The 12762-nt window shown below is 73.1% G+C and carries 8 protein-coding genes and 1 tRNA gene; 5 read left to right on the forward strand and 4 right to left on the reverse strand.

What is annotated here, in order from left to right:
* The first annotated feature begins 28 nt into the window (after positions 1-28).
* Entirely contained in the window at positions 29-601 is a 573-nt protein-coding gene (locus ACSNOK_RS05905; protein ID WP_436779500.1) for a small secreted protein, read from the forward strand.
* 82 nt (positions 602-683) lie between these two features.
* Positions 684-2216 (forward strand): DUF7059 domain-containing protein, encoded by a 1533-nt coding sequence (locus tag ACSNOK_RS05910; protein WP_436779501.1) that lies wholly within the window; start codon positions 684-686, stop codon positions 2214-2216.
* Between the two features lie 93 nt (positions 2217-2309).
* Here ACSNOK_RS05910 and ACSNOK_RS05915 read toward each other — a convergent pair whose 3' ends face one another.
* The 3 genes from ACSNOK_RS05915 to ACSNOK_RS05925 all read right to left on the reverse strand — a co-directional run bounded on the left by ACSNOK_RS05915 (position 2310) and on the right by ACSNOK_RS05925 (position 3662).
* A complete protein-coding gene (locus ACSNOK_RS05915; protein ID WP_004939796.1) occupies positions 2310-2591 on the reverse strand; it encodes a TM2 domain-containing protein in 282 nt (93 codons plus the stop codon).
* A 242-nt stretch (positions 2592-2833) separates the two neighbouring features.
* Entirely contained in the window at positions 2834-3259 is a 426-nt protein-coding gene (locus ACSNOK_RS05920) for a DUF2752 domain-containing protein (protein WP_436779502.1), read from the reverse strand.
* Positions 3252-3662, reverse strand: coding sequence for a TM2 domain-containing protein (locus tag ACSNOK_RS05925; protein WP_436779503.1), 411 nt, complete (start codon positions 3660-3662; stop codon positions 3252-3254). The genes ACSNOK_RS05920 and ACSNOK_RS05925 overlap by 8 nt, the downstream gene beginning before the upstream one ends.
* Positions 3663-4019: 357 nt before the next feature.
* Between ACSNOK_RS05925 and topA the strand changes: the two genes are divergently transcribed.
* The 3 genes from topA to ACSNOK_RS05940 all read left to right on the forward strand — a co-directional run bounded on the left by topA (position 4020) and on the right by ACSNOK_RS05940 (position 12350).
* Positions 4020-6869 carry a type I DNA topoisomerase gene (topA, locus tag ACSNOK_RS05930; RefSeq protein ID WP_436779504.1) on the forward strand — a complete coding sequence of 950 codons (2850 nt, stop codon included), beginning with the start codon at positions 4020-4022 and terminating at the stop codon, positions 6867-6869.
* Positions 6870-7146: 277 nt separating this feature from the next.
* Positions 7147-10980, forward strand: a complete 3834-nt coding sequence (gene tmk / locus ACSNOK_RS05935; protein ID WP_436779505.1) for a dTMP kinase — start codon at positions 7147-7149, stop codon at positions 10978-10980.
* Between the two features lie 131 nt (positions 10981-11111).
* Positions 11112-12350, forward strand: coding sequence for a DNA polymerase III subunit delta' (locus ACSNOK_RS05940; protein ID WP_436779506.1), 1239 nt, complete (start codon positions 11112-11114; stop codon positions 12348-12350).
* 179 nt (positions 12351-12529) lie between these two features.
* On the opposite strand, the gene ACSNOK_RS05945 is transcribed toward ACSNOK_RS05940, so the two are convergent.
* A tRNA-Thr gene (locus tag ACSNOK_RS05945) sits at positions 12530-12603 on the reverse strand.
* Between the last annotated feature and the right edge of the window lie 159 nt (positions 12604-12762).

Here is a 12762-nt window from a genome sequence, read left to right on the forward strand (position 1 = left end):
GCCGAGAGCCATTGAAGGGACCGATCCGGTGAACAAGAAGCTTTTGGCCGCACTGTCCGGCGGGGCGGCGCTCGTCCTGGCCCTGACGGGGTGTGACAGCGGCGGCGAGGACAAGGGCAAGAAGCTCGACGACTGGGCCAAGAACGTCTGCGACACGATGCAGCCCCAGGTCAAGAAGATCCAGCAGGCCAACGCCTCGATCACCTCCGTGCGGACGGAGGAGGACTCGAAGAAGGTCCAGCGGACGGACTCGGCCGCCTTCCAGGCCAACGTCGACGCGTACAACGCCCTCGCCCAGTCCGTGCAGAACGCGGGCGCGCCGCCCGTCGACGACGGCAAGGCCAACCAGGAGGACGCCGTCAAGGCGCTCAAGGACCTCTCCGCGTCGTACAAGACCCTGAAGACGAAGGTCGACGCGCTCGACACATCCGACCGGGCCAAGTTCTCCGAGGGGCTGAAGAACATGGCCGCCGACCTCGGGAAGCTGAGCGGCAAGAGCGGCGACGCGCTCAAGAAGTTCCAGTCGGGCGAGGCCGGTCAGGCGATGGCGAAGCAGGAATCGTGCAAGATTCCGGCGACGGTGCCGCCCGCTCAGGTCTGACGCCGCTCCCCTCGGGGAGCCGACGCGGGGCGGAGGCGGCGGGCTGTCACGGATTGTCAGTGGTGCCCCCGACAATGGTTCCGTGAGTACGCTGCCTTCCGCCGACGCATCCCTCGACTCCGCGCGCACCGCCCGGCTGAGAGACGCCCTGCTCGCCGCCGCCTTCACGGCCGACGGTCTGCTGGAGCTGCTGGGTGCCCCCGCCTACGCCGCCCTCGCGCGCAGCGAGACCGTCCCGGCCCTGCGCGCCACCCGGGGGGACGGTCCGCTGGAGACGCTGGTCCGGCTCTTCCTGTTGCAGCGGTCCGTCCCCGCCGCGAGGGCCGCCGCCGCGCTCCCCCTGGAGGACTGCCTCGCCGACGGCTGGCTGGTCAGGGACGGCGACGCCGTCCGGGCGGCCGTCGACGTGCGCCCCTACGGCGGCCCCGAGGGGCAGGACTGGTGGATCGTCTCCGACCTGGGCTGCGCGGTCGGCGGCGCGGGCGGCATCGCCGGAGGCGGGGCGGGGCCGTCCGGCATCGACCGCTCGGAGCTCGTCCTCGGTGTGGGCGGCGCCTCCACCACGCTCGCCGGCATCACGGTCCGTACGCCGGTGGCGAGCGCCCTCGACCTCGGCACCGGCTCCGGCATCCAGGCGCTGCACGCGGCCCAGCACGCCGGCCGCGTCACCGCGACGGATCTGAACCCGCGCGCCCTGCGCTTCGCACGGCTCACGCTCGCGCTCTCCGGCGCGCCGGAGGCGGACCTGCGCCAGGGGTCGCTGTTCGAGCCGGTGGGCGAGGAGACGTACGACCTGATCGTCTCGAATCCGCCGTTCGTCATCTCTCCCGGGGCCCGGCTCACGTACCGGGACGGCGGCATGGGCGGTGACGACCTCTGCCGCACGCTGGTGTCCCAGGCGGGGGACCGGCTCAACGACGGCGGCTACTGCCAGCTGCTCGCCAACTGGCAGCACGTCGAGGGGGAGGACTGGCGGGAGCGGCTGTCCTCCTGGGTGCCGGCCGGCTGTGACGCCTGGATCGTCCAGCGGGAGGTCCAGGACGTGGCCCAGTACGCCGAGCTGTGGCTGCGCGACGCGGGGGACCACCGCACCACGCCCGAGGAGTACGCGGCGCGCTACGACGCCTGGCTCGCGGAGTTCGAGGAACGGCGGACGAAGGGGGTCGGTTTCGGCTGGATCACGCTGTACAAGTCGGGGTCCGAGCGGCCCTCGGTGACCGCCGAGGAGTGGCCGCATCCGGTGGAGCAGCCGTTGGGCGAGAGCATCCGCGCGCACTTCGAGCGGCAGGCGTTCCTCCGTACGCACGACGACGCGGCGCTGCTCGGCGCCCGCTTCCGGCTCGCCCCCGAGGTCGTCCAGGAGCAGGTCGGGCTGCCGGGCGCCGAGGATCCTGAGCACGTCGTACTGCGGCAGAACCGGGGCATGCGCCGCGCCACCAAGGTCGACACCGTGGGGGCCGGGTTCGCCGGCGTCTGTGACGGGACTCTCAGCGCGGGCCGCATTCTCGACGCCATCGCCCAGCTCGTCGGGGAGGATCCGGTCCTGCTGCGCGACCGGACGCCGGAGGCGATCAGGCTGCTCGTGGAGCAGGGGTTCCTGACTCCGGCGGAGTGAGGCGCTCCGCCTGACGGCGCCGCGTTCATGCGGCGTACGGGGAGCGGCCCCGGAGGCGGGGCCGCCTCCGGGGGCGGTGGTGCTCGCCGGACGTCAGCCGCGCAGCACGTGGCCGTTCTTGTCGGTGCGGGTGTTGCTGACGAGGAAGATGATGCCGTCGATCAGGGCCCAGAAGCCGAGGCCGCCGCACGTGAGGAGCTGCGCGATGCCCATGCCCACGTGCCCGGTGTAGAAGCGGCCGATGCCGAGACCGCCCAGGAAGAGCTGCAGGATGCCTGCCACGATCTTGGACTTCTCGGAGTACGGCTGCCCGTTGGGGGCGTAACCGAAGGGTGCCGGCGGCCCCTGGTAGGGCGGCGGGGCGGGGTACGACATGCGAACTCCTGAGCGGTCGGTGAATGCCGTCGGCCCGTCGATGAGGACGGGCCTGTACGGCGGCGATAAAGCAGACCGCAGGGACGCGCGCAAAGTTGTGTCGTGCCGGTAATCGTGATCATTCGGTGACAGAGCGCAGGCTGGGCGGGGCGGGGCGGACGTGACGATTTATGAGGTGATCCGGAAGGTGGCCGGTTGGCCGAAACCAGCCGTTCGATGAGCCGACGCGCGGCGTCATCCGGTCAGATCAGGTTGCGCACCAGCGCCCAGATCACCGCGGTGCCCAGGACCGCGGCCGTTCCGCCCCGCCCGAGCCGCGGCCGGTAGCGGCGGCCCTTCAGCCCCTCGACGAGCCAGCGGACGCACAGGTACGAGGCCGCCGGTAGGCCGAGAAGGAGCAGCAGCGCGTTGTCGTGGAACGCGGCGCCGAGGTTTCCGTGCAGCAGGTCGTACGCCATGCGCGTGCCGCCGCAGGCCGGGCAGAGCAGTCCCGTCGCCCAGTGGAACGGGCAGCGGGGAAGCCACTGCCCGGGGCGGTGCGGATCGGTGCCCCACAGATACGCGGCTCCGGCCGCCCCGGCCGCGAGAGCCCCGAGCGGTGCCGCGGCCGGGTGGAGGGCGGCGCGCGGGATCCTGGCCCGCGCCCCGGGGCGTGGCTTCTCAGCCACGGAGCGGGCGTCCCGCCGAGTCGGTGTTGTTGCCGGTGAGCAGCATGATGCCGTCGATCAGCGACCAGATGCCCAGGCCGCCGCAGGTGAAGAGCTGGCCGAGGGCCATGCCCGTGTGGCCGGTGTAGAAGCGGCCGATGCCCAGGCCGCCCAGGAAGAGCTGGAGAACACCGGCAACGATCTTGGATTTCTCGGAGTAGGGCCGCCCGTAGGGGTCGTAGCCGTACGGGGCGTTCGGGTCACCCATGTACATCCCCGGCGCGCCCGGGGCCATGGGCGGCGGGTAGGCGTAGCCGGGCTGCTGAGTGTAAGGGGGCGATGCCTGCGGGTAACCTGACTGCTGCCCTTGCGGGGCCTGGCCGTACGGGCCCTGCGGGTACCCGTACGGGGTCTGGTCGGACATGGGCGGAAAGCTCCTGCCGTGTGTGATTGGCTGAAATATGGCGAAAATCGAGCGCACGATCGGATCGGATGACGTGCGGTGGTCATCCTGCCAGCAGGTTCCGACGCGTCGCTCCCGGCTTTCGCCGCCGTTCGTCCGCGGTCTCTTCGCCGCTTCTCCGCCGCCCCGTGCGGCGCGGGGCGCGGGAGGCGGCGGATGTGGCGTCCGACGCTCCGGGCGGCAGACAGGACGCTTGTCGGGTTACCGTTCGAGTGGCGTTGCGGGCTTTCCCCGTTTGACACGGGGGCGGGATGTACCGTCACACTCCGCAGCGTCACCGCAACTCCCATGCCGATTGCGACCGGAAGAAGAGCGAAGTTGTCCCCGACCAGCGAGACCGCACAGGGCGGCCGCCGACTCGTCATCGTCGAGTCGCCTGCCAAGGCGAAGACGATCAAGGGCTACCTCGGCCCCGGATACGTCGTCGAGGCGAGCGTCGGGCACATCCGTGACCTGCCGAACGGGGCCGCCGAGGTCCCGGCGAAGTACAAGGGCGAGCCCTGGGCCCGCCTGGGCGTGAACGTGGACGCGGACTTCCAGCCCGTCTACGTCGTCAACGCCGACAAGAAGGACCAGGTCAAGAAGCTCAAGGAACTGCTGGCCGAGTCGGACGAGCTCTTCCTCGCCACCGATGAGGACCGCGAGGGCGAGGCCATCGCCTGGCACCTTCAGGAAGTCCTCAAGCCCAAGGTCCCGGTCCGCCGGATGGTCTTCCACGAGATCACCAAGGACGCGATCAGGGCCGCCGTCGCCCACCCGCGCGAGCTGAACAAGAAGCTCGTCGACGCGCAGGAGACCCGGCGCATCCTCGACCGCCTCTACGGCTACGAGGTCTCGCCGGTCCTGTGGAAGAAGGTCATGCCCCGGCTGTCCGCCGGACGGGTGCAGTCCGTGGCCACCCGGCTCGTCGTCGAGCGGGAGCGCGAGCGGATCGCGTTCCGCTCCGCCGAGTACTGGGACCTGACGGGCACCTTCTCCACCGGCCGCGGCGGCGACGCCGCCGAGCCCGGCACGTTCGCCGCGCGGCTGTCCGCCGTGGACGGCCGGCGGGTCGCCCAAGGCCGGGACTTCGGCTCCAACGGGCAGCTCAAGGACGCCGCCCAGGTGCTGCACCTGGACGAGGCGAACGCCCGCGCGCTGGCCGCCGCCCTCGCCGACGCCTCGTTCGCCGTACGCTCGGTCGAGTCCAAGCCGTACCGCCGCTCCCCGTACGCCCCCTTCCGCACCACGACCCTCCAGCAAGAGGCATCGCGGAAGCTGGGCTTCGGCGCGAAGGCGACCATGCAGGTGGCCCAGAAGCTGTACGAGAACGGCTTCATCACCTATATGCGTACGGACTCCACGACGCTCTCCGACACCGCCGTCGCCGCCGCCCGGGCGCAGGTCACCCAGCTCTACGGGGCCGACTACCTGCCGGAGAAGCCGCGCACCTACGCGGGGAAGGTCAAGAACGCCCAGGAGGCACACGAGGCCATCCGTCCTTCGGGTGATCGTTTCCGCACCCCCGCGGAGACCGGTCTGACGGGCGACCAGTTCCGGCTGTACGAGCTCATCTGGAAGCGGACCGTCGCCTCCCAGATGAAGGACGCGGTGGGCAACTCGGTCACCGTGAAGATCGCGGGGCGTGCCTCCGACGGCCGGGACGCCGAGTTCAGCGCCTCCGGCAAGACGATCACCTTCCACGGCTTCATGAAGGCGTACGTCGAGGGCGCCGACGACCCGAACGCCGAGCTCGACGACCGCGAGCGCCGGCTGCCGCAGGTCACCGAGGGCGACGCGCTGACCGCCGAGGAGATCACCGCCGACGGTCACGCCACCAAGCCCCCGGCCCGCTACACCGAGGCGTCGCTGGTCAAGGAGCTGGAAGAGCGCGAGATCGGCCGCCCGTCGACCTACGCGTCCATCCTCGGCACCATCCTCGACCGCGGCTACGTCTTCAAGAAGGGCACCGCGCTCGTCCCGTCCTTCCTGAGCTTCGCCGTGGTCAACCTGCTGGAGAAGCACTTCGGCCGGCTCGTCGACTACGACTTCACCGCCGCCATGGAGGAGGACCTCGACCGCATCGCCCGCGGCGAGGCCCAGGCCGTGCCGTGGCTGCGCCGCTTCTACTTCGGCGAGGGCCCGGCGGAGGCCACCGGCCGGGCCGCCGAGGCGGGCAACGGCGACGGCGACCACCTCGGCGGCCTCAAGGAGCTGGTGACCGACCTCGGCGCGATCGACGCCCGGGAGATCTCCTCGTTCCCCGTCGGCGAGGGCATCGTGCTGCGCGTCGGCCGCTACGGGCCGTATGTCGAGCGCGGCGAGAAGGACACCGAGGGCCACCAGCGCGCGGACGTCCCCGACGACCTGGCACCGGACGAGCTCACCGTGGAGTACGCGGAGGAGCTCTTCGCCCGGCCGAGCGGCGAGTACGAGCTCGGCACGGACCCGGAGACGGGCCACCCGATCATCGCCAAGGACGGCCGCTACGGCCCGTACGTGACCGAGGTGCTGCCCGAGGGCACGCCGAAGACCGGCAAGAACGCGGTGAAGCCGCGGACGGCGTCGCTCTTCAAGTCGATGTCCCTGGACACGGTCACCCTGGACGACGCGCTCAAGCTGATGTCGCTGCCGCGGGTGGTCGGCACCGACCCCGAGGGTGTGGAGATCACCGCGCAGAACGGCCGCTACGGCCCGTACCTGAAGAAGGGCACGGACTCGCGCTCCCTGGAGAGCGAGGACCAGATCTTCAGCATCACGCTGGAGCAGGCCCTGGCGATCTACGCACAGCCCAAGCAGCGCGGGCGGGCCGCGGCCAAGCCGCCGCTGAAGGAGCTGGGCACCGACCCGGTCAGCGAGCGCCCGGTGGTCGTCAAGGACGGCCGCTTCGGCCCGTACGTCACGGACGGCGAGACCAACGCCACGCTGCGCCGCGACGACGACGTGGAGACGATCACGCCGGAGCGCGGGTACGAGCTCCTGGCGGAGAAGCGGGCCAAGGGTCCGGCCAAGAAGACCGCGAAGAAGGCGGCCAAGAAGGCGCCCGCCAAGAAGACCGCCGCGAAGAAGACGACGACCGCCAAGAAGACGGCCGCGAAGAAGACGACCACGGCCAAGGCGGCCACGACGAAGAAGGCGGCGGCCAAGAAGACCGCGGCCAAGACGGCCGCCGCGACTCCGGGGGAGTAAGCGGAGTACGTCGAGTCCGCGCAGCGAGCAAGCGGGCGGGCGGCACGGCGTCGGCAGGGCCGACGGGCGGGTGCGCGTGGCGCGGTGAGCGCGGTGCGTGGGCCCAAGTGCTGCCCAAGGTGGCGAGCGCGGGGGCGAGGGCAGGTGGCGAGCGTAGGGGGCGGCGGGCCGGATTCCGGTTCCGCCGCCCTGACGTATCCCCGAGCCGCACGCTGAGTCTCCGCACACGCGTTCGTCGTGGCGGTTCGAATTCAGACGCTCCGGATAGGCTGGCAGGATGACGCGAGCCGAGCAGCCACCAGTCGTGACCTCTCCCTCAGGGGCACTGGCCGCGGACTCCCGCGAGCGTGCCGTCCGCGCCCTGCTGCGCATCCCCTCGTTGCGACGGTTGTGGAGCGCCCAGGCCGCCGGGGGAGTCGGCGACGCTCTCGGCCTGCTCGTCCTGCTGCTGCTGGCCCTCCAGGCGGCCGTCACCGCCGGGTCCTTCGGCGGCGGGTACCGGGGTGCCGCCTTCGCCGTCGCCGCCGTCCTCGGCGCGCGACTGCTCGCGACGCTGCTCCTCGGCGCGGTGCTGCTCGGCCCGCTCAACTCGCTGATGGCGCCCTCGGGCCCGCTCGACCGGCGCTGGACGATGGTCGGCGCCGACGCCGTCCGGGCGCTGCTGCTGGCCGTCGCCCCCGTGTGGATCGACTTCACCGAGAGCAAGGCGCTGGCGTCACTGCTGGTCACCGCCTTCCTGATGGGCGTGGCCGAGCGGGTGTGGACCGTGGCCAAGGACGGCGTGGCGCCCACCCTGCTGCCCCGGCCGCCCCTTGAGGGCGCCGCCGTCCGGCCCGTCCCCGACCATGGCGACGCGCTGCGGCGGCTGACGCTGCGTACGTCCTTCGTCGCCCTGCCGGCCGCCGCGGCGGCCCTCGTCGCCATCACGCTCGTGAGCAACCTGCTCGGGTCCGGCATCGACTGGTTCCACCAGCACCAGCCGGCCCTCGGCTCGTACCTCGCGGCGGCCCTGTTCAACGCCTCCGGCGTGATCGTGTACTTCCTCTCGCTCCCCGGCGCGCGAGAGCTGACCGTGCGCTCTCCCCTGGAGGGCCTGCGCCGGCCGCAGCACGACAAGGCGCCCGACAAGGGCCGGACGGGCGGCGCCCCCGTCTTCGTCCTGTCCTGCGCGGCCGTCGCCGGGGCGGTCGCCGCGGCCTTCGGCGTCGCCGTCCTCCAGGCCTACGACCTGGGCGGCGGCCCGGTGGCCTTCGGGCTGCTTGCCCTGGCCCTCACCGGCGGACCCGTCCTCGGCATCCGGGCCGCGGGCCGCGTCCTCCCCGGGTTCTCGCGCCGCAGGCTGCTGGCCCTCTCGCTGGCCGTGACGGGCGTCGCGCTGCTGGTCGCCGGGCTGGTGCCGGACGCCACCACCGTGCTGCTGCTGATCCTGCTCGCGGGCGTCGCGGCGGGTGTGGTGGCGAACACCGGCCACGCCCTCCTCGACCAGGAGACCGAGGAGGAACGGCGCCCGCGCGCCACGGAGCACCTGCACGCGGTCGTCGGGGTCACCGTGGCCCTGGCCGCGGTCGCCGCCCCCGCCTTCGCCGCGCTCACCGGCCCGCACCGGACCCAGAGCGGCAACTTCGTCTTCGACCACGGGGGCGCGGCCTTCACGCTGATGCTGATCGGCGCACTGCTGCTGCCGGTGGGCGCGCTCGTCCTGGGCAAGACCGACGACCGGCACGGGGTGCCGTTCCACCGCGACCTGCTGGACGCCGTCCGCGACGGCGACCCGGTCGAGGCGACCGCGGCCAACGGCTTCTTCCTGGTCTTCGACGGCGGCGACGGCGCCGGCAAGTCCACCCAGGTGCAGGCCATCGCCGAGTGGATCCGCTCCAAGGGCCACGAGGTCGTCGTCACCCGTGAGCCCGGCGCCACGGCCATCGGCAAGCGGCTGCGCGCCATCCTGCTGGACGTCGCGTCGGCCGGGCTGTCGGACCGCGCGGAGGCGCTGCTGTACGCCGCCGACCGCGCCGAGCACGTCAACGCCGTCGTCAGGCCCGCGCTGGAGCGTGGCGCGGTCGTCATCTCCGACCGTTACATCGACTCGTCCGTCGCCTACCAGGGCGCCGGCCGCGACCTGTCCCCGACCGAGATCGCCCGGATCAACCGCTGGGCGACGGAAGGGCTCGTTCCGCATCTGACGGTGCTGCTGGACGTCTCGCCCGAGACCGCGCGGGAACGCTTCACCGAGGCGCCCGACCGGCTGGAGTCCGAGCCCGCCGAGTTCCACCAGCGGGTGCGGAAGGGCTTCCTCGCCCTGGCCGCCGCGGACCCGGCGCGCTACCTCGTCGTCGACGCCGGGCAGGAGCCCGAGGCCGTCACCACCGTCGTACGCCACCGCCTCGACGAGGTCCTGCCGCTGTCCGCGCAGGAGATCGAGGCCCGCGAGGCGGCCCGCCGGGCCGCCGAGGCCGAGGCCCGCCGCAAGGCGGAAGAGGAGGCGGCGCGCAAGGCCGAGGAGGAGCGGCTGGAGCGCGAACGCCAGGAGCAGCTGGCCAAGCTGCGTGCGGAGGAAGAGGAGCGCAAGCGCCGGGAGGCCGAGGAGGCCCGGCGCCTGGAGGCCGAACGGCAGGCGGAGGAGGCGCGGCAGCGCGCCGAGGAGGCCCGCCGGCTCGCGGACGAGGAGCGCAAGCGCCGAGAGGCGGAGGAGCGCGCCCGGGCCGCCGAGCAGGAGCGGCTGCGCAAGCAGGCCGAGGAGGAGGCGCGGCTGCGCGCCGAGGCCGAGGAGCGGCGCCGGGAGAAGCAGCGCAAGGCCGAGGAAGCGCTGCTGCGCGCGGAGGCGGCGCGGACGGCGGCGGATGGGGCTGTTGAGGCCGCTGATACCTCAGAGACCTCTAAGCAAGGTGCCGGTGAGGCCGGTGATGCCCGTGCGGTTCCGGCTTCCGGTGCTGGTGCTGGTACCGGTGTCAGTGGGGCCGATGAGGTGCCGACGGTCGAGCAGTCGGCGCTGCGTCCGAGTGATGCTGATCGGGATGGCACTGGTGGTGGTGGCCGGACGACGGGGAAGAGCGCCGACCTCACGAAGCGGAAGCAGGCGTCCGACACCACCGGCTCCCGATCCCCCCGGGCCGGAGCGCGGGCGTCCGACGCCGAGCGGACCGAGCAGCTCCGGGTCCCGCCCGTGCACCGCCCGGACCCGCGCGAGACGCTGCTCATGCGGGACGCGGACGAGACGGTGACCGTCCAGTCGCCGCTGGTGCACCGCAAGGATCCGCGGGAAGCGGACCGGGCGGGTACCGATGCGGGTACGGGTACGGACGCGGTGGGCAAGGCGGGTGCGACGCGTGAGGCGCAGGCCGTCGAGTCCGCTGAGTCTGCCGGGTCCGTCGAAGCCGCCCAGGCCGGCGCCGAGGCGGAGACGGCCGTGCTGCCGACCACCGGCGCGCCCCGGCCCTCGGGGGAACCCGTCGGTGCGGAGGACGAGACGGCGTACCTGCCGCCGGTGCGCTCGGACGAGCCCGCGCCGGCGGAGCCCACCGGTGCCGCTGGGGCCCCTGAGGCCACCGGTGCCCGGGGCGCGGAGGACGAGACGACGGTGCTGCCGCCGGTGCCGACTCTTCCGCCGCCGGTCCAGCGGGTCACCTGGGGCGTGGGATCGGGGAAGAACGACGCGGGCACCGCCGCGAAGGCGTCCGGTCCGGCCGAGAAGACCGCGGGTCCGACGGACTCCGGACGGGCCGAGGACCCGGTGGACCGGGTCCCCGACTGGCTGTTCCGCCCTGACGAGCCCGCCGGGACCGACCGGCCGGGCGGTGCCACGGGGAAGGGCGCGGTCGGGCGGCCAGGGCGCACGTCACCGGCGTCCGCCGGAGAGCGCACGCCGGTGGCGGACGAGGCGGACAGCATGCGCACGCGCGAGATGCCGCGCCCCGGCGCCGAGGCGGACGCTCCGGCGGAAGCGGCGGAGCGGGGGCGCAAGGCCCGCCGCCGCCCCGAGTGGGCCGAGAGCGCACGGGAGGGCGACGACACCGAGGCGCCGACGCTGGCGGACGACCTCTTCGGACGGCGCGACGGCGGCACCGGCAACGGTTCGGACGGCAGCGCCTCCGGGCGGCGCAAGGGCCGCTGAGCGACTGTGCGTACCCGCCCGGAGCGGGTACGGCACTGCGGCGGGGCCCTTGCCCGGGCCCCGCTGTCAGTGGTCTGCCCCACAATGGGTGACCGGGCAGAGCGCAGGACGAACGGGCGCGGAGGACAGTCATGGCGGTATGGGACGACCTGGTCGGGCAGGGCCGGGTCACGGAGCAGCTCGCCGCTGCCGCCCGTGACGCGGACGCGCTGGTCACGGCCGCGGACGCGGGTCACGCGGCGGGGCAAGGCGTGGCGTCCGCCGACGCGTCCGGGTCCCGGATGACGCACGCCTGGCTGTTCACCGGCCCGCCCGGCTCCGGCCGCGCCACCGCCGCCCGCGCCTTCGCGGCGGCCCTCCAGTGCCTCAGCCCGGACCGGGCACTCCCCGGGGGAGCGCCGGGCTGCGGATTCTGCGACGGGTGCCACACGACGCTCGTGGGGACGCACGCCGACGTGGAGATCGTCCGTACGGATCTCCTCTCGATCGGCGTCAAGGAGACCCGTGAACTGGTCCGGCGCGCCCAGCTCTCCCCGGCCGGCGGCCGGTGGCAGGTGATCGTCCTGGAGGACGCCGACCGCCTCACCGAGGGCGCGGGCAATGTGCTGCTCAAGGCCGTGGAGGAGCCTGCTCCCCGGACCGTCTGGCTCCTGTGCGCCCCGTCGCTGGAGGACGTGCTGCCGACGATCCGCTCCCGCTGCCGGTCGCTGACCCTGAGCACGCCGTCGACCGCCGCCGTCGCGGACGTCCTCGTCCGGCGGGACGGCATCGAGCCGGAGCTCGCCGCCCGGGTCGCCCGCGCCACCCAGGGCCACATCGGCCGGGCCCGCCGCCTGGCCACGGACGAACGGGCCCGGGCCCGCCGCGCGTCCGTCCTCAAGCTGCCGCTCCGGGTCGACGACGTGGGCGGCTGCCTGAAGGCGGCCCAGGAGCTGATCGACGCGGCGGCGGAGGACGCCAAGCAGGTGGCCGAGGAGGTCGACGGCAAGGAAACCGAGGAGCTGCGGGCCGCGCTCGGCGCCGCGGCCGGCACCGGCGGCCGCCTTCCGCGTGGCACGGCCGGTGCCATGAAGGAGCTCCAAGACCGGCAGAAGCGCCGGTCCACCCGCACCCAGCGCGACAGCCTCGACCTGGCGCTGACCGAGCTCACCGGCTTCTACCGCGACGTCCTCGCCCTCCAGCTCGGCTCCCGCGTCGAACTCGCCAACGCCGACGACCGCGACACCCTCCAGCGCATCGCCTCCACCTCCCGCCCCGAACAGACCTTGCGCCGCATCGAAGCCATCAGCGCCTGCCGCCAGGCCCTCGACCGCAACGTGGCACCTCTGCTCGCCGTCGAAGCCATGACGATGGCCTTGCGCGCGGGCTGAGGACGGGAGGGGGGACGGGCAACCTCCGAAGCGGCCTGGCCGCTTCGGGGCCCACCCGGACCGGTACTGAGACCGGAATCGAGACCGGAGGCCGGAACGCCCGACCGCGGCGTCGCCATCGCCGCAGTCCAGACACGAAAAAACCCAGGTCACACTGGGTGTGACCTGGGTTTCGCCGGAGCCGCCTGCGGGATTTGAACCCGCGACCTACGCATTACGAGTGCGTTGCTCTGGCCAACTGAGCTAAGGCGGCAAGCTGCCCGGCCAAGGTTGGCATCAGCAGCGGGCCCAAGTCTACACAGTTCCGGAGGGTGCTCCGTACCGGGCGGTTCTGCGGGGCTGTGAGCGGGCCGGAGTGGGTTGGAGCGGGCCAGAGCAGGGTGGTCGGCGGGTGGGGTTACCGGAGGGAGGG

Source organism: Streptomyces sp. URMC 126, from assembly GCF_051386555.1.
Taxonomy (GTDB): domain Bacteria; phylum Actinomycetota; class Actinomycetes; order Streptomycetales; family Streptomycetaceae; genus Streptomyces.